This is a genomic window from Paenibacillus nitricinens, assembly GCF_052056485.1.
Taxonomy (GTDB): Bacteria; Bacillota; Bacilli; order Paenibacillales; family Paenibacillaceae; genus Paenibacillus_AQ; species Paenibacillus_AQ nitricinens.
On the sequence record NZ_CP183948.1, the window covers coordinates 346,090 to 370,634 of the forward strand.

Consider the following 24,545-nt stretch of genomic DNA (forward strand, 5'->3'; position numbering starts at 1 on the left):
GATGCCGTAAGGTGCCCTTGTTCTATTCCCGCGACAAGGAGTGAGTAAGTTGAAACAGAAAAGCCGCGGTGTGATCCTGGCACTCCTTCCGTTTGCACTGATGGTGTTGGCATTTCAGCTGGTACCTGTATTGTCCATGCTGACGGGAAGCTTCCAAAAGGCAGATGGGACTGGGTTTACGCTAGGTAATTATCTGCACGCACTGCAAAGTGCCTATTACATGCAGGCAATTAAAAACAGCTTGCTGATCTCTTTAACCTCTAGTCTGATAGGGATCATTGTCGGACTTTTTTGTGCCTATTGTATTACTCGGTTCACTCCAAGGGTAAGGGACAGACTCTTAATGTTGTCGAATATGACCTCTAACTTCGCAGGGGTTCCCTTAGCTTTTGCATATATTATATTGCTCGGAAATAACGGGGTATTTACGCTCTTATTCAAACAGTGGGGCTGGAGTGTTTTTACTGATTTTGATTTATATAGCTGGTCTGGTCTGATTCTGGTGTATGTATATTTTCAGGTTCCGTTAGCTTTACTGCTCTTATATCCGTCTTTTTATGGCATTCGTGAGCAGTGGAGAGAGGCAGCATCCTTGCTGGGGGCTGGGCCGTGGCAGTTCTGGAAGACGATCGGGCTACCAATTCTAACGCCGGCGATCTTCGGCACACTGGGGATACTGTTTGCCAATGCGATGGGGGCTTATGCTACGGCATACGCTTTAGTTGGCGGCAATTATAATCTGCTGGCGGTACGTATCGGTTCGCTCGTTGCCGGAGATGTGGTGACTCAGCCGGAAATGGGCAGTACGCTTGCTGTTCTGCTGGGTCTGACTACGATTTTGGCCGTCTATTTGAATCACCTGATGGTTCGGCGTACGGAGAGATTCGGAGCTAAAGCGGTCAGTAAAACGAATGTAAAAGCCAAGTCTTCTCGGCGCTTATGGACAGCAGCTAATGAGGAGGCTCGGCAATGAATATACGTAAAGCGGGCTTCGCTCCACGGACCTTTATGCTATTGCTCATGGTGTATTTATTACTTCCACTGTTGGCAACCGGTATGTATGCTTTTGCGTTGGACTGGCAGAATACCTTATTGCCTCAAGCTTGGACACTGGATTGGTTCAGCGAAATGTTTAAGGATATTCGTTTTTTAGAGGCGCTTTGGACCTCGCTGTATTTATGCCTGATTAGCGTGGTGCTGAGTCTGGCCGTGATGCTGCCAGCTGTTTTTGTCATCACGATTTATTTTCCACATTGGGAGAGCTTTATGAAAGTGATTGTTGTTCTGCCCTATGCCGTGCCCGGTGTAGTGGCTGCGGTGGGACTTATCCGTACCTATTCCACGGGTCTCTTTGACATCGCTGGAACAGCTTACTTACTGGTAGGAGCGTACTTTGTGGTCATCCTTCCCTATATGTATCAGGGCATTCGTAATAGTCTGTTGACCGTTAACGCTGTAGAACTGCTGCATGCCGCGGAATTGCTTGGTGCCCGCCGCAGAACGGCCTTTGTGAATGTGATTTTACCAAATATCTGGCCTGGGGTTATCGTCTCGACCCTGTTATCCTTCTCCGTTCTATTCGGCGAATTTGTCCTTACAAACATGCTAGTTGGGGGGCATATTCAGACGATTCAGGTATATCTTTATCAAAGAATGGGCGAAAGCGGACATTTAGCCAGCGCGATTGCAATCTCGTATTTTCTGTTTATTCTAGTCCTTTCAATGGTACTGATGAAGCTTGGCAAAAAGATGGGAGGAGGCGTTAAGGGATGAACGATTATCTGAAGCTGCAGGGGATACGCAAAATGTTCGGTGATACCTGTGTGCTAGACAATATAGATTTGGAGATTCGCGAAGGGGAGCTTGTGACGCTGTTGGGCCCCTCCGGTTGTGGAAAAAGCACATTACTGCGCTGCATTGCTGGCCTTTCGGAGCTGGATGGCGGAAGAATTCTCTTGGAGAATAAAGATCTGGCCAATCTGCCGCCTCGTAAACGCGAGGTAGGCATGGTGTTTCAGTCCTATGCTTTGTTCCCTAATCTGACGGTGAGCCAAAATATTGAGTATGGCATGAAGATGCGCGGCTTATCCAAATCTGCCCGACGTAGTCGCATTGCAGAATTGCTGGCTTTGGTTGATCTGGAGGAGAAGCGGGACGTCTATCCGCAGTCACTCTCCGGTGGACAGCAGCAGCGGGTAGCGCTGGCCCGTTCTCTAGCCGTGCAGCCCAAAGTGTTACTGCTGGATGAACCCCTGAGTGCACTCGATGCTAAGATTCGTAAGAATCTACGTGCCGAAATTCGCGATATTCAGAAGCGCTTTAACATGACGACACTATTCGTTACACATGATCAGGAGGAAGCACTGATTCTATCCGACCGCATCTGTATTATGAACGGGGGACGAATTGTTCAGGATGGAACACCGGAAGGACTGTATACTGCGCCGCGCACAGAGTTCGTTGCTCGATTCATGGGCAGTTATAACGTGTTAACTCGGCCCGAAGTAATGGCGCTGTTCCACGGAATAGATAGTGGTATGGACAGCTTTGCTATTCGCCCTGAGGCTGTAACCCTACTGCATGAGGGAGCAGGTCAACAGGAGGCCGCTGCCGGAGCACAGCTTGTGAATGGAATCATTAAATCGGTATCTGTGTTAGGGAATATCATTCGGTGTACGGTTGAGGCTGAAGGCATCCGATTAACGGTTGATCTTTTAAATGATGGACGCTGGCTGCGGGTTGGAGAAGGGGATAAAGTCACGTTAGCGCTGAACCCTTCCGAGCTTTTACATTTAGAGCGAGAAGGAGCGTGAGTAGAATGACGGAAATGACCAATAAACTTATTGTGGTGGTCTTAGACGGACTTAGATATGATGCAGCTCGCACATACATGGGGTATCTGGAGCATCTTGTGGAGCAGGAACTCTTATCTTGTTATCGAGTACAGTCGGAATTACCCAGTTTGTCACGTCCGCTGTATGAAGTGCTCTTAACGGGTACACCCGTATCCAAAAATGGAATTACGGCTAACCATATTGTCAGACCAAGCCATGAAGAGAGCGTATTCCATCTGGCAGTGAACGCTAATCTGCGTACAGCTGCTGTCGCCTATCATTGGGTCAGTGAGCTTTATAATTCTGCCCCCTTTGATCCGCTGGCTGACCGCCATCAGCACAATGTGATGAAGCCGATTCAGCATGGCAGTTTTTATTTCGAGGATCACTATCCTGATAGCCATGTGTTTGCCGACGCTGTATATTTACGGAGTGCTTTTGATCCGCATTTTCTATACATTCACTCCATGAACATAGATGATGCCGGGCATCGTTATGGCGGGGAGAGCAAGGAATATGAGCTTTCCGTGCGTACTGCCGACGGTTTGCTGGCCACTGTTTTGCCCATTTGGATGGAGCAGGGATATAAGATTCTGATTACGGCAGATCATGGGATGAATGCCAATGGGTACCACGGTGGAAAAACCACTTCTGAACGGGATGTGCCGTTATATACGTTTGGAGTAGATGGATTACCGCTGGAAAAAGAGGATCAAACCATTCCTCAGTTGCGGATCGCTCCGCTAATGTGCCACTGTTTAGGTCTTGCTCCTTCGGCTGCAATGAGTAAGGAAGGATTGCCTCCTTTTGTACAGAAGCAATTACAGCATGAAGTGGAGGAACCTGTAATTTTAGGATAAACATAAAATAGTAAAGCACGATAAAAATCATATACGGGAACGCTGGATTTTTGTATACTAAATAGTATATTCTACCTATTTAGGAGGTTGTCTTTTGAGCGCTTCTAGAGCTTTGAAATGGATTACAGGCTCGTTTGAAATTATTTTGGCAATTCCACTTCTGGGTGCTGCTATTGTAATTGGCACTGGTTACTCCGCACTGGGGTTGATGTTTATTCTTCACCTGGTTACTTTGATTTTATCTTCAAAGAACCAAGAATCTATTTATGGTTCAGTACTCGGAATTATAACTTCTTTACTCGCTTGGATTCCATTTGTGGGATGGGTATTGCACTTGATTACAGGGATTCTGTTGATGGTAAGTGGCGGGCAGAAGACTCGTCATTCTTCGAATCATACATATCCACAATAATTAGAAACAGCCTAATACAGCCCGATTCGGACGTTTGTCCGGTCGGGCTGTATTCATGTTATAATGAGGGCACATTGTAGCATGAAGTACACGAAAGGAGGCATATCCATATGGAAGTAACCGCACAAGAAGTAGCGGAATGGATGGTTAAGGAAATTCGTTTTACGGGTACCTTGTATCAGACTGCGGCGATTGAATATGTGAAAGAAAATTTTGGAGAACAATTTGTATTTGTGAATGAGAACGGCAATGCCTCACTGTCCAAGGAAGTAAAGAAAGCTTTCCGGAAGCTGCATGGCGGCAAAATTGCATGGGATCGGGATGGATTTTTGTGGGCGTGGACCTAAGCTGAACCCTGGCGTGTTATATTAAAAAGCAAGTTTCCAAGGAAGTGGAAACTTGCTTTTTTTGCGTATAAATTATACAGGAACTTCTCTTTGATCTTTCGTCATAGATGAGCTACAGAGTGGGCAGGGCTTTGAGGTCAAGTGATCCTCAGCTCCGCCTGCTTTCATGCGTGTCCAACCAGGACAGCTGCTGCTCGTGCAATTCCATACTGGAACGACATGGGTTTTTGTTGTGGTTGTTCGGCTGGTCGGCAAGGATCTTGTCGTTACCGCTCTTGTCGATACAGTTCTGCCCACCGTAGTCGCTACGGTAGCAGAAACGGCGGATCGAAAGGCGGATAACATGAAGCGGGAGACCTCCGCTTTTTTACCCCGATGTTGTGCGGGTGAGCTGATAAATAGCTCCTCTCGGGCTCTCGTAACGGCTACATACGCCAGTCTCCGTTCTTCCTCCAATGCTGCTAAGCTTGAAGCTCCGCTGCTTCCGGCCGCAAGCTTGCGGTCTTTTAGCCGGTCGCCCTCCAGTGCAGAGCTATGCGGAAGGATTCCCTCAGACGCTCCAATTAAAAAGACTACAGGGAACTCAAGTCCCTTTGATTTATGAATGGTCATTAATGCAATCCGGTTGCCTTGCTCTTTCGTACCAGGTTGACGATTATGCTCGTTGCGCTCGGTAACATTATCTATGAAATCAAGAAAGGCAGGGATGCTGTCAAAACGCGCCGCGGAGGATTCTAGCTCATCTAGCATTTCTTTTAACGTCTCTCGGTGCAGCGTCGCTTGATGCCGTTCATTCGCCTCGATGAAATAATCATAGAATTGGGTACGAATCTGACGGATCGCTTGTATCGGGGTCAGTTCACGTATATTCCGAATGAGATCGAGCCGATCTCTTAGCTTACCTCCCTTAAAGTCTTCCATGCCAGGCATAGACAACAGGTGGATCAGCGGTCCTTGCTTGGGCTGTCTCGCTTCCATCTGGCGGATGTGATTCATGCCTTTTTCACGGTTCATATACAGCGTTGGCAAGATATTCTCCATCGCTGCAAAATTCCGCCGATTTACGGAGAGTCTCAAATGATCCACTACCGGCGAGATCAACCAGTGCTCGTACAATAATTGTCCTTCTCCGTAATCAATATAAGGAATATCGCGTAAAAGGAGCAGTTCGAGAACGGCCCGATTGCTGCTGGACGCTCGGTACAACATGGCGAAGTCTCGATATTCTCTTTTGCCGGTAGAGACCTCATTTAAAATATGCTCGACCATCTGCTCAGCTTCCTCGTCTGCTGTCTGCGGACGCAGATACCGGGGCTGACTTCCGCTGCCTTTGGCCGCTTGCAGGGTTTTGGAGCGCCGGCGTGTATTGTGCTTGATAATGCCGTTGCCGAGACCGACTATGGCTGGGCCCGAGCGGTAATTAATATCGAGAGTAATGACCTTTGCTCCCGGATAGAGCTTCTCGAACTCCAAAATGAACTCGCTGCGCGCCCCGTTGAAGGAATAAATCGTTTGGTCATCATCACCAACCACCATTAGATTATGCTGTGGGTGAGCAACCATTTTGACAAGCTCGTACTGCAAGGCGTTAGTATCTTGAAACTCATCGACCATTACATACAAATATCTCATCTGCAATTCCTGCAAAAGCGCCGGACGCTCCTTCAGCATCCGATAAGCAATTAAGAGGACATCATCGAAATCAATTTTGAAATTGTCTTGTTTCCATTGTTCATATATTTCTAGAATGGATTTCATTTCTTTTTCGGCAGTGGTTCCTTCCGGTAGATCTTCCACGGTGCCCATGTTCATTTTGCAGGAAGAGAGTAGTGAGAGTAGGGTTTCTGGAGGATAAGCATCCTTCGGCAGCCCGAGTTCCCGCATGATCTGCTTCAATAGGATATGCTGGCGCCGTGTCTCACTGAAAATTTCCTGCTGCAATCCCTGTCTGCGTAAGAAAAACAGGAAAAAGGAATGGAACGTCCGAGCCTGCAGCCTTGCGACGTCCGCTGTGCTTACGCCCGGCAAGAGAGCGATACGTTCGCGCATTTCTGCCGCGGCTTTGCTAGAGAAAGTCAGCAATAGCAGTTGACTTGGCGAGACGCCGCGCACGGACAACAAATAACCGGTTCTGCAGATCAGAACCGAGGTTTTGCCGGAGCCTGCGCCGGCCAGTGTCAGCAGCGGCCCTTTATGATGCCGCACCGCGGCAATCTGCGGGCGGTTGAGCAGGATGCCGCCTTCCTCCAGCCTGCGGAAATAAGCGGAGTCCCCCTCTTCCCGCTTCACTAGTTCCTTGCTGGTCTGTGCTGAAGCTACTGCCGCTTGCGGGATGCGTTCGCCGGTTGCTCCCAGCGGGATATTATGAAATAAGAGCTTATTCAATAGATTCACCTTCATATATTTCGGTATAGAGTGTCCTCAAAGAATCTAATCTTATGATGCTTTGAGTTCATCTTAAATAGTGTCTTAAATTTAGCCAATCTACAATATACCATCCCAGCGTTTTTGCTGCACAGAAAAAAATGCTGGATATAGTGTGGATAAAGGGTGAGGTTTGGTTGAGTGGGTGAGGATCGGTGAGCGGAAAGTACGGTATAAACCCCGTAGAAATGCTGGAATTAGGCTCCGTGAGCGCCCCGCTCTTATGTTTACAGTAAAGCCCATTCCCTTTCCTTATCATGCTCATATCCTAAAGCAAAATCATGATATGGAGATGAACCTATGCCCTCGCCCCGTAAAGTCAGCATAAGACATGCCGCTACTATAGATGTACTGATTCCGGCTATTGAAAAAGATCTGGCTACACTGCCCTATGTAATTGACGCTGTTCGAGCACATGTTAAGCATCCCATCGGCGAAATTTTGATTGTTGCTCCCAAGAAGCAGCGGATCATCGATTTCTGCCGTGCTAAGGGCTGCACATTTATTAATGAGAATACGGTCCTGCCGATTACGAAAAAAGACATTCATTACCGTTCACGCACATGGGAACGGTCGGGGTGGTTGTTTCAGCAATTGCTGAAATTGAATGGTGACAAGCTGTGTACGGCTGACTATTTTTTAGTCATCGATGCAGATACGGTCTTAATCGCTCCTCATAGATTCCGTGAGAAGGGAAAGACGATTTTTTACAGCCGCAATTGGAGTCAGCCTCAGTACTTTACAACCTATAGGAAGCTGATGGGTAGAAAGGCGTCATCTACATCCTCTTTTGTGACCCATTACATGCTGTTTGAACGTAGTCAATTGGCCCAAATGAAAAGAGAAATAGAAGCAAAGCATCAGAAGCCCTGGTATTCGGCGATTTTACACAGTATGAACCGTACTAAGCAATTTGCTTTCTCTGAATTCGAAACTTATGGGAATTACCTGTATTCGAAGGAACGTGGGGGCATGAAGATCCAAACAGCACGCAATAAAGGTCTTCATATGAATGCAGGTCAGCTGTCCAAGCAGAAGCTGAATGAGCTGGCGAAAAAATACAGATCATTATCTTTTCATAAACGGAAGGGGTATGTGAGAACACCGGGTAGTAAGTCCAGCGCAGGGGGGCGATAACGTTGCAGATCGTGCTCCTTTCAGGGGGATCGGGGAAGAGGCTGTGGCCGCTGTCAAATGAGATCAGGTCAAAGGCATTTTTAAGACTTCTCCCAACAGAAAATGGCGGCATGGAGTCGATGATCGAGCGAGTATGCAGAGGGCTGGATGAGGCAGGATTGTTAGATTCAAGCTGCATTGTAACCCATCGCAGTCAGGTGGAAATTACCCGCAAATCTGTTGGAAATCAGGTTGCTTTACTGGCGGAGCCACAGAAGCGGGGAACCTTTACTGCAGTTGCACTGGCGGCGAGCTATTTGTATTCCGTAAAGAAAATAAACTTAGAAGAGATCGTTGTGGTCATTCCGGTGGACTCTTATGTAGAGGCTTCTTTTTTCAGTCAGCTTCGGCAGTTTCCCAGCGTGCTGTCCGAATCACAAGCGGATATTGCCCTGATCGGTGTTACGCCTGAATTCCCATCCACACAGTTCGGGTATATATTGCCGAGTGAAGGTTCAGAGGGGACGTCTTTTCTAAATGTGAAGCAATTTGCAGAGAAACCCGGCGAATTGGCGGCGGCCGAGTTCATTTCCCGTGGAGGACTTTGGAACTGTGGGGTGTTCTCCTGCTCATTAGGACACTTGCTCTCAAGTATGGTGGCACGGAAGCTTCCAGTAGATTACACGGAGCTAGTGGAGCTTTATGACGAATTGCCAGAACGAAGTTTTGACTATGAAGTGCTTGAGCATACGCAGCGAGCGGTAGTTATTCCTTACACCGGAGTTTGGGCGGATATTGGTAGTTGGGATGCACTTACCCCTCATTTGCAGGTAAAAACAATTGGCAGAGGGAGCATTTCTGAGGATTCAAAAGGAACCTATTTGGTGAACGAGCTCTCTTGTCCCGTGCATGTTATTGGTGCCCCAGGTTTGATTGTGGCGGCGGGTGCGGATGGTATTTTGGTTGCTGGGATCGAGCAGGCGAAACGGATTAAGCAGAAGCTGGAGGGTCATGCGGCGAAGCCGATGATTGAAGAAAAGCGGTGGGGAAGCTCGCGAATTCTCGATTTCTCACGAACAGCTGCAGGGGTTGAGGTTACGACTTCCAAAATCACGATGTTGGCAGGAAAGCACACCAGCTATCATTTTCACAGGCATACCAAAGAAATATGGTCCTTACTTTCGGGGGATGGAGAGTACCGTATGAACGGCGTTCTTCATGCAGTTACAGCCGGAGACACGGTCACAGTACCTGCCGGTGCGAGACATGGCTTGCGGGCGATTACACCGCTCGAATTGATCATTATTGAACTGGTGACGTCTCCTGATGTGGGGGACTATGTGCGTGTTTCTGCCGAATGGGCGGGGGAGGAAAGCGCTCCTGATCATTTGTAAATCAATGAATTGAAGTAAATCAACCGGGTCTTTTTGAAACCAGCGTACTTGTCCCGGTTGATTTTGAGTATAATCGTTATAAATTTGAGCCACCTTCGTACCTTTTGGACGGAAATCGAAATGTGACCTCCGTTCCCAGACCTAGAATACTGGTAATGGACAAGCCGTATTCTGGTCCGTACATTAGCATTGCCCGGTCATTTACATTTTTGAGCCCATAGCCTATCGACTGGGATTTTAGCAGAAGATTAAGTCGTTCTTGTGGGATGCCAACGCCATTATCCTTTACTTTGAAGAGGATACACTCCTCCACCATTTCTCCGGATAGAATAATTTTGCTTCCTTCTTCTTCTCTATTCTCGATGCCATGAATAATAGCATTCTCTATTAGAGGCTGAAGCATCAGGTTAGGCATGTAATAAGAGAGAATGGCCTCGTCGATTTGGTATTCTACCTCAAAGCTGTTGCTATGCATGTTAAGCTGAATTTGTATATAAGCTTGTACATTCAATAGTTCATCCGAAACCGAAATGATATTATTCCCTTTATTCAGGGTAGTCCGATAGAACGTGGACAGAAGCTGCGCCATTTCACTAATATCTGTGGCATGGATTCGAATGGCTCTCCAATTGATGAGCGAAAGAGCATTATATAGAAAATGGGGATTGATCTGAGATTGTAGGGCTTTCATTTCATATTCTTTTCGTGAAATTTCCTCAATATATACTTTATCGATTAACACTTTAGTTTTGTCAACCATATTGCCAAAACCTCTGATTAAATCTCCGATTTCATCTTTGGATGTACTGGTGACCGTAACTTCCAGGGATCCCTCTTCTACGGTACGCATATTATTGCGTAGACGCTTAATTTGTGAATTGAATTTTCGAGAGAATAGATTGGCAGTTATAGCAACGGCAGCAATACAGGCAACAATAACAAGCCCGATTGTCGTGAGGATTTTCCAGGCAGAATTCGTAATCATCTTCGTAGGTTTGCATAACATCACTGTCCATCCTGATATAGGAACTTCAGATTGCAATACAGTGTACTTTGTATTTTTCCATTGCAGCGTATCCATGTTGTCTGTGCTATTGGAAGGAATATATCCTTCTATACCAGGCGAGGCATAGATCGATTTTCCATAAGCATCTTTGACAAGAATCTCTGAACCCTGAGAGAGTAGGGGGTCAAAAGGATTAAATAGCGAATCGTAATTCACACGTGCATACAGCACATTTTCTTTAGGATTTTTCTGTTTCGTATTGATAATGCGTCGAACAGCAAAAATTTCCTTGTTATCCGTAAACCACAGGACATCGACTGACTTCATCAACGCCGGGTACCAATGTTTCTGTTTAATATCATTTAAGGCTCGGACGGTATTGCCATGTGCCAAAAGATTGGTTCCTGTATACAGCGTTATTTGTTCTACACCGGTATTTAGATACCGTGCCGTATTGAAATTTTGGTCAATCACATGGGTTAACTGATCATACATTTCATACATACTTGTATAGGTATGATTGGCTGAATTAATAATTTCCTGATTAAAACTCAAGAAATTCATGAGTTTATTGTAGACATCTAAATGACTATTTAAAGCTAAAGCCCCTTGATTTAAGGCTGCCTTCAAATCAGATTTGGATTGCTTAATGAGGGAAGATTTGGCTTCCTGATAGCAGAAGCTGCCCAATACAATAACAGGGATCATACTGATTAACATAAATGAAAGCATGATCTTGGTTTGAAACTTCAAATCGTGAATATTTTGCTTAAGTGTCCGCCAAAGTTGCATAATGCTCCTCCCGATATACAGAGGACTTCTGATTATACTGTCTATATTTTTCTGGTGTGTACCCATAGAAATCCCTGAAATTTTGGCAGAAGTATGAAATATTGCGATAGCCCACTGCGGTGCAAATGCTTGATATTTTTTGATGCGTATTTGTTAACAACTCTTTTGCGTTTTGCATGCGGACATTCTTAATATATTTATTAAGCCCACAGCCTGTCTGCTTCTTGAAGATGGAGCTAAGATAATGTGGAGATAAATACACTTTAGCAGCAAGCATTTCCAGACTGAGATCATCTGCATAATATTGTTCAATATATTGTTTGACGGCATCGACATCACGGTTCTGAATAGGCTCATGGTTGGTGGAGTTCTGATCAATCCGAGCGATACCTTCAAATATGATATCTTTGATGTCCCGCAAATCTTCAGATCCATATATGGTCTCGACGGCAGTCTGCAGCTCCATTTCTGATATCGGTGCAGCTTGTGTCATGATTTCTTGATAGATGGTGGAGAACATATACTTTACATACAAATGTGAATACTGTACTTGATGTACGTATTTTTGATATAAAATTTCAGTATTTGCCCGTAAGCTAAAAATATCTTGATCCTTCAAATTATTACGAATCTGATCTAGTAGATGACTATCTGTAAGGTCTGGATACAAGGCCTCAGAGAAATGTAAGTCATTTTGTGTATTAAATACAAAAGTATCTGGGAGAAAAAAACGATATTCCATCAATTCTTCTAATGAAGTCAAAATTGAACCTAAATCTAGTATTGAGGTTACTTCCTCTTTCATAGCGAGATAACAATTCACTTTATATTTATCAAGGATACAATGATGCAGGTGCATCGCTGAATGATTATCAAACTGGGAAGAAGGGGACTTTTGCTCAGGAAACAGTAGTAGGCTTTGACATCCGTTTAGATTTAAGTAATCAGCAGATGAGTCTACTAAACCAAGTACAAACTCTTCGAATTCCGAATCTACAGATTCAAAAAATGGCTTATCGAATTCTAACAAAAGCATTTTATTGTATTGGCTCGGTAATTCAATAGACAGCTCTTGAAGAGGAGGCGGGCTTCCGATGCCGTTGACTAGAGAGAAGAGTAGATGTTTTCTCACATAGCTTAGCTTTCTTTGAGACGCTTTTTCTTTTTGCTGCTGGTGCTTTAATTCCTGAATAACCTTTTCCAAAGTAGTCTGGAACGCTTCTATATTAACCGGTTTCAAAAGATACTCGGATACGCCCAGGGAGAGGGCTGTTTTAGCATACTCAAATTCAGCGAATCCGCTGAATAAGATCACCTTAAGTTTGGAGTGCAGCTTTAATGCTTCCTTTGTTAGCTGTAATCCATCCATTATAGGCATCCGCACATCGGTAAATAGAATATCGACAGAGTGTGCGCTTACATATTCAAGTGCTTTACGGCCGTTTTCTGCAACATGCAATTGGAGGGGGAAGCCAAGCTCCTTAATGAGGAAAGCAATTCCCTCTCGCTCCTCCTTATGATCATCTACCACCAGTATGGATAACATTATGTACCACCTTTCGACATGTAGTGACATTGATATTGTAGTATAACATCTTCGACCGTAGCAATAATTCCCCGATATTATCATCAATGATGAGTATTTATTTGTGTAAAACATAATTTTTTTGCGTTTACGATGGATGGCAAGAATCTATAAACTTAAGGAAGTAACGATATAAATTTTTTTGAAGCTGGCCGGCGCTTTGAAATCGTTTTCTAATACGAGTTTTTTATAGAAAAAGGGAGGCTCTTATAATGAAACATAAATTAAGAAAATCAAGCTCCATCATATTAGCATCACTATTAGCTGTTGCTATGGTAGGTTGTTCGAGTTCTAATAATTCTTCAGCATCTACCCCAAAGACAGATGCGAGTGATCCTGCATGGAAAGAAGCACAGACGACTCCGTTTGGCGCATATCCTGAAACGGTTTCTTATTCTGTTGGACAAGTGGCAACAAGCTATTCGGCACTTGCAGGAACCTCTTATGAGGGTGATAATTCCACAAACAATGTATGGACAAGATATTTCAAGAATAAGCTGAATATCCAAAATACGACCTCGTTTGAATCGAATGATGGTACAGACTATAGTCAGAAAGTTTCGATGGCCATTGTAAGTGGTGAAATCCCTGATCTTATGGTGGTTCCCGACTATGCGACATTGCAACAGCTTTATGAGAACGATCTGATTGCAGATCTGACAGAAGCTTATGAGAATACGGCCAGTGACCGTATTAAGGAAATTTATGATTCCTACGGTGGACGTGTTCTGGATAGTGCAAAGTTTGATGGCAAGCTGATGGCTATACCAACAACTGAAATCTCACATGGCCCTGGTATCCTCTGGCTTCGTAAAGACTGGATGGACAAATTGGGACTTGCTGATCCAAAAACAATGGCCGATGTCGAGAACATTATTAAGCAATTTGTAGAAAAAGATCCAGGTGGCAACGGAGCGGGTAAAACGCTAGGTCTTATTGTTGATAATGAAAACGTTGCTGGTGTTTCTGGTGGACAATTCTCATTTAATAATATCTTTTCATTATATGGTGCGTATCCAAAACAGTGGATTGATGATGGAAGTGGAAAGGCCGTATACGGATCTGTTCAACCAGAGATGAAGCCAGCACTGGCCAAGTTGTCTGAAATGTACAAGAATAACTTGATTGATCGTCAGTTTGCCGTACGTACTGGTGATGATCGCAAGGCGCTACTTACAAGCGGAAAAAGTGGTTCGTTCATGGATAACTGGTGGGGAAGCTGGACTGTGGCTGACACGCTTAAGCTGAATCCAGAAGCGAAATGGGTATCTTATGTTGCCCCACAATCAGAGGATGGCTCGCTTACCATGTTCACTGGAAATCCTTCCAGCAGTTATTTGGTTGTTCGCAAAGGCTTTGAACATCCTGAACTGGCAGCCAAGCTCGTGAGTGTTCAATATGACTATCAGCGTTACCAAGAAAAAGATGCAAAAGCTCTGAAAGAATTTGAAGATTATAAGAGCATGAATGTTGGCGGATCTCCACTTGCCATTAATATCGATTATTATGACGCTTTCTATCGTAATGTTGACATCATGAAAGAAGCATTAGAAACAGGAGATACAAGTAAATTGACTAGCAATGAGGATTTGACGGCTTATAACTCCTATAAGAAATATCTTGATAGTGAGAAGAATGGAGGAACACCAGATTCTAATGCATGGGCTGGCTACACTTCCAGTATTACAACAGCTAGTTTGGTGAAAGCCTCAAATATTAAAGAAGTGAATCCATTGTTCTTTGGAAGTACAGCATCCATGACTTTGAAATGGCCAACACTTACTAAAATGGAGCTTGAAATGTATTTGAAAATCATTACAGGTGAGCAGAAACCTGACGCATTTGATAAGTTTGTAGAGAGCTGGAATAAAACTGGCGGCGAAGTCATTACTAAGGAAGTTAACGAAGCGATAGCAACCAAATGATGTTGAAAGAGATGATCCGTAAATGAAAAATAAAAAAGATCAGACAGCATTCCATCTCATGATGGCGCCAGGCATGATTTTCCTAATTATCTTTTCGTTTATTCCAATGTTCGGGATTATAATGGCTTTTCAGAATTATATTCCGGCTAAAGGAATGAGTGGTTCATCCTGGGTAGGTCTTGATAATTTCAAATTTATGCTACAAATTCCAGACAGCAAACAGATTTTCAGTAATACGATCGTTATCGCGTTATGGAAGATTATTGTGGGTACTTTTACATCCATTGTGTTTGCCCTGTTATTAAATGAAATTCGTGTGAAGTTTGCTAAGCGATTTGTACAGACAGTTGTATATCTGCCGAACTTCTTGTCATGGGCGATCTTGGCTACTGTAGTCATGAACATCTTCTCTTATGAAGGTCCCGTTAATGCCATGTTAAGCTGGTTTGGGATTGACCCAGTCTTGTTTATGGCCAGCAATACCTGGTTTAGACCGATGCTAGTATTAACAGATGTTTGGAAAGGTTTCGGGTACGGTTCAATCATCTACCTAGCTTCCCTGACATCTATTGATCCCGGACTTTATGAGGCGGGCTCCATCGATGGAGCCAACCGGTTTAAGAAACTGTGGCATATCACGTTGCCAGGTTTGATGCCAACTATTTTGCTGGTTACAACCTTGAACTTGCCGAATGTATTAAATGCTGGTTTTGATCAGATCTTCAATCTGTATAATCCTTTGGTGTATGAATCTTCGGATATTATTGATACCTACGTTTATCGGGTGGGTCTGGTAGAAAGACAATACAGCTTAGGTACAGCAGTTGGCCTATTACGGTCGGTCGTTGGTATCGTACTGATTCTTTCTGCGAATAAATTGGCCCAAAAACTTACGGATTATCGTATTTTCTAAAGAAAGGGGGGTTCTCCCATTTACGCATCTAACATCAAGGGTCGTATTGCAGATGTTATTATCTGGGTATTTGTTCTAGCGTTCGCTTTGTCCTGTCTTATACCGTTAGTCAATTTAGTAGCCATCTCTTTCAGTGATAATGCGGCGGCTTCGGCAAATCTTGTAAGTATATTCCCGGTTAATCCGACATTTAGCTCCTATGAAAAATTATTGTCTGACAGCCAGTTCTGGCGTTCATTCATGATCTCTGTAGAACGGGTAGTGTTAGGTCTGCTTGTGAATATGGTACTGATGATTCTTACAGCCTATCCATTGTCTAAAAGTTCACGAGTATTCACAGGTCAGAAGATTTATATGAATCTCGTTATCTTTGCAATGTTATTCTCAGGCGGATTGATTCCAACCTTTATGGTAGTCAAAGAGCTTAACCTTTTAGACTCCATCTGGTCATTGATCTTACCGGGTGCTGTACCGATAGGGAATGTTATCTTGCTGATGAATGCATTCCGGGCTGTACCGAAATCGCTAGAGGAAGCTGCGAATATAGATGGAGCCTCGCAGTGGAGAATATTAGGGACAATTTATCTTCCGATAGTATTGCCTACGCTTGCCACGGTTACGCTCTTTACTATTGTGGGCCATTGGAATGATTACTTTGGTGCCCTGGTGTATATTAATAAAACGGCGAATTATCCATTGCAGACCTATATCCAACAGCTTAGCGTTGAGGTTCAGAATATTACAGATCCGGAGAAATTAATGGAATTAGCAAAGGTTTCGAATAAGACTTTGAACGCTGCTAAAATCGTAGTCTCCACGCTGCCATTGTTGTTGATTTATCCGTTTATGCAAAAGTATTTCGTATCAGGGATTGTCGTTGGTTCGGTTAAAGAATAAATATTAGTAGACAGCCGCTATGAAGCTTCATAGCGGCCTACTATTTTCAAGTAGGAGGCTTACAATGAATAGTAATAGTAATCAAGTTCATCCATCAATTCTGGATGAAATGAAGATGTTTATCTCTCCAGAAGCTAATCGGAGTATTTCATTTACGAATAAAGAGGCCGCATTTTATTTTACGCAATCTCATCATACGAATCATGTGGAACATGCCTTTTTTGAGGGATTGAATATTGCTAAGAATAGAATTTTTGGTGGATACACTTTATTTGTGGGTGAGCAGAAGCTAGACAATCGACAATCTGAAGTTTGGGCCTATCCTTACAAAATGGTGCGTAACCATGCGGATTTGACAGAAGAGCTGTGGTTGTTGGATTATCATAATCTATTAGAAATTAGTCTCGCTAATGTGCAGGAAGCCATAGGTATTACTTTAAGAGGAGAGAATGTTACTTATATCAACCAACTGGATCAAATCGCGTTCTTTAGCCCTATCGAGGGAGATTGGGTCATTGCAGTTAGTGCTATTAACCCTTCGCCTTTGCACATGGATAATGAAATTCTAATGGCCGACGCAAACGCTGGAGGCTATTATATCGCTGTAGGGAAGACGAACGAAGCAGCAGCAGGTTTAATCCTTAAAGCTAAGCGAGATATAGGTGCTCTGAAAGATGAACGTGTTAAGCGGATGGAAGAGTTCTTACACCACAATGCCCATCTAACCAGCAGTGATGATACATTTACTTTAGCGATGAATTGGTTGAACATCACCATGGATCAGTTGGTTACTAGACAGCAGGGTGATGGTATCTATGCAGGACTGCCATGGTTTAACGAATATTGGGGACGGGATCAATTCATAGCTCTTCCAGGCGCGGTGCTCGTTACAGGGCAATTCGAAACGGCTAGAAATATCTTGCTGTCATTCGCAGAATTTCAGAATACGGACGAAGATTCTAAATACTTTGGTAGGATTCCAAATATCTTATCTCCTGGAAAGGTAGATTACCATACAACGGATGGTACGCCGCGATTCATTATCCAGTTGCAGGATTACGTTAAGTATTCAGGAGATACAGCGATCATTAAAGAGCTTTATCACAATGTACAATATAGTATTGAAGGTTCCATAAAATATTGGGTAGATGATAAAGGGTACTTGAAGCACGCAGATAATGAAACTTGGATGGATGCCCGGGATGGCAACTTGGAGTCGTATTCTCCGCGGGATACCCGTGCCAATGATATTCAAGCACTCTGGTATAACCAATTGCTTGCTGGTGTTTACTTTGCTGAATATATGAATGACAAGGTGAATGCGGATAAATGGAAGGGTATTGCTGACACCTTGAAGCACCATTTTGAGTTGGATTTCTGTGATCAGGCTCATCCTTATTTAGCGGATAGACTAGACGCAGAGGACAAGCCGGAATTCTCCTTGCGCCCGAACCAGTTATTTGCTTTTGAAATGTTTAACGATAATGACTTTAAAGCAAGAGCGATTCGTACCGCATGGGAAGAGTTGGTCTACCCTTGGGGCGTTGCTTCTTTAGATAGACATCATCCTTTGTTCCGTCCATTTCATTTAACACCTCATTATCCGAAAGACGAGGCTTACCATAACGGTGCGGTCTGGATTTGGCTTAATGGTATTGCGATGCAGCGTATGATTGAAGCGGGGCAGGAAGAAACCGCCTATCAGCTATTCAAGAATATGAACTGGCAGGCCTTGAATCTAGGTGTTGTTGGTGGACTTTGTGAGAATATGGATGCTTATCCTGTGGAAGGGGAGAACTGGGCGAAGTTGACGGGGGCATACCTGCAAGCTTGGTCTAATGCTGAGCAGCTGCGTGTGTGGTATCAATATTTCTTAGGTATCCGTCCAGACCTGATTAACAATACACTGACCATTGCTCCAAGAATTCCGCAAGAGCTTGAATCCTTGGCTTATAATGTGAATATAGGAAAGGGACAGATCGAAGCCACGTATAACCGTGGACTTGAAGTCACTTACGCCTATACATTCAAGAATGTGGGACTGGAAGTTATGATCGATGTGTCTCCTTTTGAGAAGGTATCGCTTGAGGTTAAACCAAATATGGAGCTGGTTGTAAGACAAGAGGAACATTTACTGGCAGTCACCTTATATGATGAGAATCATCAAATACTCAAGGAGATTCAGTCAGGGCTGTCCGAATCACGTGTTATGCATAATAAGCAGAATAACGAGTTGTTAAAAGACGTTGAGTTTGCTAAGCCATTGAGCTTGGACAATCATCCTTGTATAAAGCGGTAGAAAAAAAACCTCTGACCCATCCTCAGGATGCTGTCAGAGGTTATTTAGCTGTTTATGATTAAGGTATGTTGGTTCAGAATTTAGCCAAAAGATGCTCAATTCCTACCGCTACCCCATCTTCATCATTACTGACGGTAACAAACTCAGCCATTTCCTTCAGAATGGGTGCCGCGTTAGCCATGGCAATTCGGTAGCCGGCCACCTCGAACATCGGTTGATCATTATAACTGTCACCCATTACGGCTACATCTGCTAGCGGGATGCCATAGTGGGCGGCGAGTATAGTTACACCTGAGCCTTTGTTGGCGTCCTCATGGTTAATTTCGATATTATTGACATGGGAGGCTGTAATAATGAGGCCAGGGATCGCGGCGAAGCGGGTGGAGGCTTCTTTGAGCAGCTCCCGGTTTAGAGAAAAGGCTAATGTTTTATAAATGACGTTTTCTTCTTTACTCCAGATCTCTTCCATACTTTCGACGTATGTTACAGCCGCTTGTTGAAACTGCTGATCGATCATTGCTTTGAGCAGCCAGCTGACCTCCTCGGGTACTTCTTCTTCACTTAGTGCAGATAGCTTCTCTAATCTTACCCGTTTATTGAGTTCCACATATACGTTGTCCTCTGTGTATACCTCGTAATACAAATCAGGAATTTCGTTCATCCAGCGTAATGCAGGAATGATGTCCTCCTTATTCAGCGGCTTACTTGCTGCAAGCGTGTGGTCAGACAATGTAACCACTGCGCCATTCAGACTGACTACAGGGCATTCCAGATCTGCCAGCCGAAGTTGTCGTTCCGCATCCATAAAGGAGCGTCCCGTAGCAATAATTACGATATGACCTAAATTCTGAGCCTTTATAATCGCCTCACGGTTCTTTGGGCTAATTTGTCCTTCTTCGTTTAGCAATGTACCATCCATATCTAAAGCAATAAGCATAGTGTATGATCTCCTTGTCCAGTCATAGTTGTGCCCTTCGCGGGCCAGTGAGAACGTTACTTGTATCTTATCATTAATATTCTGAAAACCAAAAACACCTTTTCATTCCTATTCTAATCGTATATTTTTAGAAAATAGTTCAGTCGTGGTACAATAGTGGTTAAACTAATCGACTAGCCGAGTCTATCGTCTGTTCATGTCGTGGGACGTGATCCGCCGATATTTTTCCTGCGTAAGGACATCGGCAGCTGTGTATGTAAGGGGGACTAATCGTGAGATCCAAAAACTTGGCCACCATGTCACTAGCTTTTATGGCATGTGGGTTTCTGATTACACTATTTCTACCTGAAAATCTCGCTGTAATTCTACTAAGAGGCGGCTTTGAGGCCGGGCTCGTCGGGGGGATTGCCGACTGGTTCGCGGTAACCGCGTTATTCCGCCATCCGCTCGGGCTGCGTATTCCACATACCTCACTGCTGCTCAAGAATCGGGATAAGATTATTCAGTCGTTAATTACCGCTATGGAGACTGAGCTGCTGAACAAAGAGAGTATTGAGAACAAGCTGCGCAAGTTTGGTATTATGTCTATGGGTTCCAAGCTGCTGACAAAGTTCTTTAGCAAGAAGAAGGTGAGAGCCCAGATCCTAGAGCAGCTTAGCGAATTCGTGTCACGTCTTCCGGTAGAAAAAGCCGTACCTTTTCTTCAAAAGGCCGCTTCCGATTATATTCGTGAAGCAGAGCTTGGGGTTGCGGCTGATAAAATTGTCACTAAATTAATGAACGATGGAAAAGATGTAGCGGCTCTGGATTATGCGCTGGAAGGGGTATCTAATTGGAGCGGTCGTCCTGAAACGAAAGCTATGCTGGGTAAGATCGCCAGTGAGAAACTGGCTGAAGTGAAGCTCGGTGGACTTAAGGGGATGGCTTTCCAGGCTTTCGTTGGATTTATGGATGCGGATATGCTTGGTGAAATGCTGCAAGGAATGCTACAGTCCGGTATTCGCGATTTCCGTGAGGAGGATAGCCCTTACCGTGAAGAGATCATCCGTGAAATTCGGGTGGCGCTGTTCCAGATTGTTAATGATGAGGCTAGAATGACTTCTGTAAAAGAATGGGCACTGCATGAGCTTGAGGGAGAAGCGGCAACCGCTTTTCTGCATACTCAATTGGGGAACGCACGTAGCAAGGCGCTTTCTTTATTGGAAGAGGATCGGGCAGCTGGCGGACGCAAGTTATTTGCACTATACGCCATGCTTGTGCGCCGTATCAGTAAGGAACAAGAGTGGATTGGTAGCTGGGAGGAGCGGATTCGCGCTTCATTAATTGCATTTGTAGAGGCTAACCACTTCCGAATTGGTCTTTTGGTGAAAGAGAATCTAGATAGCATGGACGATGCTAGTTTAGTGAATATGCTGGAGGATAAAGTAGGTAAAGATCTTCAGTGGATTCGCGTAAACGGCGCGTTATGCGGCTTTGTTGTAGGGCTTGTCCTTACGGTTGTTCAGTTTATTTAAATCAAAATAGTCCGTCTCCAGTGATTGGAGGCGGACTATTTTTTTTGAAATATATGAGAGTATAAGTTTCACACTATACTTTCTGTCTTATATTTCTCGCTTAAACGCTTATCGTCCTTATAAGGATGCCGAAGGCGTTTATGCTTGTAGGAATCTATTGTTGTACTAAGGCAGCTTGATAAAGCCGCTCCAAATCAGTTGCTGTACGTTGCCAATTGAAGGCATCAAGCGCATCCGCTCGTCCTTGTCTGCCAATGGTTGCTGCTACCTCCGGATTCCGGCCTAGTCGCAGCAAATCTCTAGCAAAGGGTAAGGCCTCCCGATATCGTTCCACCAGATATCCATTATGGCCGGAGTCGATAATCTCACGGATACCGCCATTGCTAGAAGCGATGACCGGTAGTCCCGAGGCCATAGCCTCTACATTAACAAGTCCAAAGGATTCATGATTCTGAGAAGGACATACGAAGCAGTCGGCTGCTTGATAAAGGGTATGGATATCCTCATGAGCTACATTTCCAAGAAAGGAGACGGATACGCCTAGTCGCCGAGCAAGCAGCTTCAGCTGTCGCAAATACGTCGGTTTCCCTTTGCCTGCAATAACAAGATGAGCGGGAAGGTGTTTATTTAAATGGTACATAGCACGTATCAATACGGGCACCCCTTTGCGGGGAATGACTCGACCGACGAACAATACGGTAAAGATTCTCGGGAGTCTGTAAAGTCTGCGAAGATGGTATTTTTCCTGTAACGCTACAGGAGTAAATCGATCAAGATCTGCTCCGAGCAGGACGATGCGGATTTCATTGTTCAATTGAGGGAAACGACGGCTTAGTCTTCGCTGTAGAGAGTGGCTATTCGCAATAATCAGATCTGCTCTAGCCAAGGCACTGGCAGTCTTAACTGTGTCCGGTGTGAATGTAAGAGAATGCAGAAATAGAAATACAGGAAGATGAGGGAGCCGTTTCTTTACAGCAGACATAAGATGGGGACGATTATCGATCTGAACGATATCAAATGACTCATTCTGAATGTAGTCTAACACCGAAGTACGATAATGAACGGGAGTACTTGCGGGTAATCGAATGATTCTTACCTGCTCCAATATGGAAGCATCGGGCAGTCCCGGCGCTCTGCGGCTCACAATGGTAACCCTATGTTTCTCAGCCAGCCTTCTGGCAATGGCCCAAATGCAGATTTCTACTGACCCGTCTCCTGGAACCGGGAGACGTTCCGGCGCAATAATACAAATATGCATGGTTCATGCCTCCTCTGATCCGCTAATGGTTATCCTCTTCCCACCATATGCAGCTTGAGTATCTGGAGATACATCTGAGAGCGGAGAGGGCGTTCAACCCATTCCATTCATATAGTCGGAGCATAAAATACTAAGGTTAAGCAAGGCTGTGATCATTATTTGAGTGACAGGGGAGAGGGCAATTGGGAACGAAGTTAAAGTCTGCGTTGACCAGCAAATGGATTAAAACCAAGGTGCTCATGCAAAGTTCCGAGATTTCACCGCTCATTCCAGAAACAGTGAAGTTTAGTAAAGCAAACTTAAGAACGATGCTCTTGAAATATGGGATGATTTACGTTAAGCCGGAACATGGCACCTATGGTAACGGTGTAATGAAGGTTGAACAGAGTAAGGATTCTCATGGAACAGAATACAAATACCAAAGTGGAACAAAGATAAAAACCTTTGGAGCCTATGACACCTTTTATTCATCCCTTAAGAAAGCGACACGCGGACGTAGTTACTTGATTCAGAGAGGGATTGTTTTGCTAAAGCACGGAAAGCATCGTTTTGATATCCGTGTGATGGTCCAGCTCAGTCCGCGTGGCAAATGGGAAACTACCGGATTGATTGGCCGAGTAGCTGAGAAGGGCAAGATTGTTACCAATTATCATAACGGTGGTACGTTAATGTCTATGGAGAAGCTGCTGTCGCCTTATTTGAACGATGCTCAGCAAACTCAGATGCTTAAGATATTGCGAAAGCTAGGTGAGGATACCGGACGTTTCTACCATAAGAAATATCCTGGCTTTAAACAGATTGGTGTAGATGTAGGATTAGATAACCACATGACGCCTTGGATTATTGAAGTGAATACGAGTCCAGATCCATATATTTTTAAACATCTTTCTAATAAAAGCATGTACCGCAAAGTGATGGCTTACCGCAGAGCAAATGAGAAAAAGAAGTCCGCTAACTGATTTGCTTCTTCGTATTCGCAATAACAAGGGAAATCTTTTGTTCGAGCTCAATTATTTTTTGCTTATGGGTTGCAATCTGACGATAACCGGAGACCAGTGCAGCTAAGGACTGGGTAGTTAGGGTAAGGTTTTGTTTGCGAATCGCTGCTTTAAAGTCAGTCCAATCTGCTGAAATACGTTTGTTTAAAGAGGTGATCACGCTCTTGTTAGATTTGATCGTGATTTGAGGACTTTCAATGCCAGACAAGGTTTTGCGAGTCTCGGCTATCTTTTGGGAACGTTTCTTTTTCGCGGCGTTCAGCTGATTCTGCTTGTCACTGATCTCTTGGCGTGCCAACTGAACCAAGATCTTCATAGCATCACCTTGGGCACGCAGTACGGTATTTAAGGTCTTGTCCTTAAGAGACTTGGCGATACTAATTCGCTTGTTAAGTGCACTATACTGGTCGAATAAGGGCTGATAGCGCTGCTTGCTGCTCTTAACGGAGGCTTCCAATCGGGTCACTGCTTCAAGATCAATCCCTTTAATTTGTTGACGTACCACAACCAGCGATTGCTCATTATTGTAGTGAAGGATTCGGATTTGCTCCTCGCGCTGATCATACTGCAGCTTTAAGGTGGATAAATCATTGTAAAGAGAAGTCAGCTTAACCCTGGCAGGACCTTCTGCCGTTGCGGCCGTCAGATCAAAAGCCGCTTTAACAGAAGGGGTTAATTCTGTTGTAGATGCAGCAATAGCTTCGGATGATGTGCTTAGCAGTAGCAGGATCGTAAGCAGTAGTAAGGGCACTGACTTAAATATTTTCATTTATTCTCCTCCTATTGTCGCAACCTAATGGCAACAAAAAAAGCACCCGTAGCAAAGGCAAAAGCCTTTATTACGGGTGCTTCCAGCGTAATAGGTCACGAACGATATTATTAAAATATAAGAAAGTATAAGTTTCACGCTATACATTATTCTTATATTTCTCGCTTAAACGCTTATCGTCCTAACGAGGACGCCGAAGGCGTTTGTACTTGTGTTTAATAATAGTTTGCCCCAAGCCATCCAGTCAATATTTAAAATTAAGCTA

General features: G+C 44.3%; 20 protein-coding genes. 14 read left to right on the forward strand and 6 right to left on the reverse strand.

The genetic code is table 11. The features are described 5' to 3' along the window. The first annotated feature begins 49 nt into the window (after window positions 1–49). The 6 genes from ACN6KS_RS01570 to ACN6KS_RS01595 all read left to right on the forward strand — a co-directional run bounded on the left by ACN6KS_RS01570 (window position 50) and on the right by ACN6KS_RS01595 (window position 4,453). Window positions 50–973 (forward strand): ABC transporter permease, encoded by a 924-nt coding sequence (locus ACN6KS_RS01570; protein WP_440961185.1) that lies wholly within the window; start codon window positions 50–52, stop codon window positions 971–973. Beyond that, window positions 970–1,773 (forward strand): ABC transporter permease, encoded by an 804-nt coding sequence (locus ACN6KS_RS01575; RefSeq protein ID WP_440961186.1) that lies wholly within the window; start codon window positions 970–972, stop codon window positions 1,771–1,773. Before ACN6KS_RS01570 ends, ACN6KS_RS01575 begins: the two co-directional genes overlap by 4 nt. Continuing rightward, window positions 1,770–2,813 (forward strand): ABC transporter ATP-binding protein, encoded by a 1,044-nt coding sequence (locus tag ACN6KS_RS01580; protein WP_440961187.1) that lies wholly within the window; start codon window positions 1,770–1,772, stop codon window positions 2,811–2,813. Before ACN6KS_RS01575 ends, ACN6KS_RS01580 begins: the two co-directional genes overlap by 4 nt. A 5-nt stretch (window positions 2,814–2,818) precedes the next feature. After that, the gene (locus ACN6KS_RS01585) at window positions 2,819–3,694 is read left to right on the forward strand and encodes an alkaline phosphatase family protein (protein WP_440961188.1); all 876 of its coding nucleotides are present in this window, start codon (window positions 2,819–2,821) and stop codon (window positions 3,692–3,694) included. A gap of 94 nt (window positions 3,695–3,788) precedes the next feature. Continuing rightward, window positions 3,789–4,106 carry a hypothetical protein gene (locus ACN6KS_RS01590; RefSeq protein ID WP_440961189.1) on the forward strand — a complete coding sequence of 106 codons (318 nt, stop codon included), beginning with the start codon at window positions 3,789–3,791 and terminating at the stop codon, window positions 4,104–4,106. A gap of 110 nt (window positions 4,107–4,216) precedes the next feature. Next, window positions 4,217–4,453, forward strand: a complete 237-nt coding sequence (locus tag ACN6KS_RS01595; RefSeq protein ID WP_339799838.1) for a DUF6953 family protein — start codon at window positions 4,217–4,219, stop codon at window positions 4,451–4,453. A 72-nt stretch (window positions 4,454–4,525) separates the two neighbouring features. Here the strand turns inward: ACN6KS_RS01595 and ACN6KS_RS01600 are convergent, their stop codons facing one another. After that, on the reverse strand, window positions 4,526–6,838 hold the full coding sequence (locus ACN6KS_RS01600; protein WP_440961190.1) for a UvrD-helicase domain-containing protein: 2,313 nt from the start codon (window positions 6,836–6,838) through the stop codon (window positions 4,526–4,528). Window positions 6,839–7,177: 339 nt separating this feature from the next. Between ACN6KS_RS01600 and ACN6KS_RS01605 the strand changes: the two genes are divergently transcribed. Together ACN6KS_RS01605 and ACN6KS_RS01610 are read left to right on the forward strand one after the other, a co-directional pair. Continuing rightward, on the forward strand, window positions 7,178–8,014 hold the full coding sequence (locus tag ACN6KS_RS01605) for a DUF6492 family protein (protein ID WP_094873858.1): 837 nt from the start codon (window positions 7,178–7,180) through the stop codon (window positions 8,012–8,014). Between the two features lie 11 nt (window positions 8,015–8,025). Further along, the gene (locus tag ACN6KS_RS01610; protein ID WP_440962362.1) at window positions 8,026–9,387 is read left to right on the forward strand and encodes a sugar phosphate nucleotidyltransferase; all 1,362 of its coding nucleotides are present in this window, start codon (window positions 8,026–8,028) and stop codon (window positions 9,385–9,387) included. A 76-nt stretch (window positions 9,388–9,463) separates the two neighbouring features. Here the strand turns inward: ACN6KS_RS01610 and ACN6KS_RS01615 are convergent, their stop codons facing one another. Next, window positions 9,464–11,185 (reverse strand): sensor histidine kinase, encoded by a 1,722-nt coding sequence (locus ACN6KS_RS01615; protein WP_440961191.1) that lies wholly within the window; start codon window positions 11,183–11,185, stop codon window positions 9,464–9,466. Further along, on the reverse strand, window positions 11,163–12,731 hold the full coding sequence (locus ACN6KS_RS01620) for a response regulator (protein ID WP_179281725.1): 1,569 nt from the start codon (window positions 12,729–12,731) through the stop codon (window positions 11,163–11,165). Before ACN6KS_RS01620 ends, ACN6KS_RS01615 begins: the two co-directional genes overlap by 23 nt. A 251-nt stretch (window positions 12,732–12,982) precedes the next feature. Here ACN6KS_RS01620 and ACN6KS_RS01625 point away from each other — a divergent pair, with 251 nt between their 5' ends. The 4 genes from ACN6KS_RS01625 (at window position 12,983) to ACN6KS_RS01640 (ending at window position 18,804) form a co-directional block, all read left to right on the forward strand. Further along, window positions 12,983–14,695 (forward strand): extracellular solute-binding protein, encoded by a 1,713-nt coding sequence (locus tag ACN6KS_RS01625; RefSeq protein WP_094873865.1) that lies wholly within the window; start codon window positions 12,983–12,985, stop codon window positions 14,693–14,695. 22 nt (window positions 14,696–14,717) lie between these two features. Continuing rightward, window positions 14,718–15,608, forward strand: coding sequence for an ABC transporter permease (locus tag ACN6KS_RS01630; RefSeq protein WP_094873867.1), 891 nt, complete (start codon window positions 14,718–14,720; stop codon window positions 15,606–15,608). 18 nt (window positions 15,609–15,626) lie between these two features. Beyond that, on the forward strand, window positions 15,627–16,505 hold the full coding sequence (locus tag ACN6KS_RS01635) for a carbohydrate ABC transporter permease (RefSeq protein WP_094873869.1): 879 nt from the start codon (window positions 15,627–15,629) through the stop codon (window positions 16,503–16,505). Window positions 16,506–16,569: 64 nt separating this feature from the next. Continuing rightward, complete coding sequence (locus ACN6KS_RS01640; RefSeq protein ID WP_440961192.1) at window positions 16,570–18,804, forward strand: amylo-alpha-1,6-glucosidase; 2,235 nt, start codon at window positions 16,570–16,572, stop codon at window positions 18,802–18,804. Between the two features lie 73 nt (window positions 18,805–18,877). On the opposite strand, the gene ACN6KS_RS01645 is transcribed toward ACN6KS_RS01640, so the two are convergent. Next, window positions 18,878–19,741 (reverse strand): Cof-type HAD-IIB family hydrolase, encoded by an 864-nt coding sequence (locus ACN6KS_RS01645; RefSeq protein ID WP_094873873.1) that lies wholly within the window; start codon window positions 19,739–19,741, stop codon window positions 18,878–18,880. Window positions 19,742–20,013: 272 nt separating this feature from the next. On the opposite strand from ACN6KS_RS01645, the gene ACN6KS_RS01650 reads away from it, so the two are divergent. After that, window positions 20,014–21,255: a DUF445 domain-containing protein gene (locus tag ACN6KS_RS01650; protein WP_094873875.1), complete on the forward strand. Its 1,242-nt coding sequence runs from the start codon at window positions 20,014–20,016 to the stop codon at window positions 21,253–21,255. A 154-nt stretch (window positions 21,256–21,409) separates the two neighbouring features. On the opposite strand, the gene ACN6KS_RS01655 is transcribed toward ACN6KS_RS01650, so the two are convergent. After that, window positions 21,410–22,513, reverse strand: a complete 1,104-nt coding sequence (locus ACN6KS_RS01655) for a glycosyltransferase family 4 protein (RefSeq protein WP_440961193.1) — start codon at window positions 22,511–22,513, stop codon at window positions 21,410–21,412. Window positions 22,514–22,695: 182 nt separating this feature from the next. Here ACN6KS_RS01655 and ACN6KS_RS01660 point away from each other — a divergent pair, with 182 nt between their 5' ends. Continuing rightward, window positions 22,696–23,472, forward strand: a complete 777-nt coding sequence (locus ACN6KS_RS01660; RefSeq protein ID WP_440961194.1) for a YheC/YheD family protein — start codon at window positions 22,696–22,698, stop codon at window positions 23,470–23,472. Here ACN6KS_RS01660 and ACN6KS_RS01665 read toward each other — a convergent pair. After that, entirely contained in the window at window positions 23,465–24,280 is an 816-nt protein-coding gene (locus tag ACN6KS_RS01665; RefSeq protein WP_094873878.1) for a hypothetical protein, read from the reverse strand. The two genes, ACN6KS_RS01660 and ACN6KS_RS01665, sit on opposite strands and share 8 nt — an antisense overlap. Window positions 24,281–24,545 lie beyond the last annotated feature (265 nt).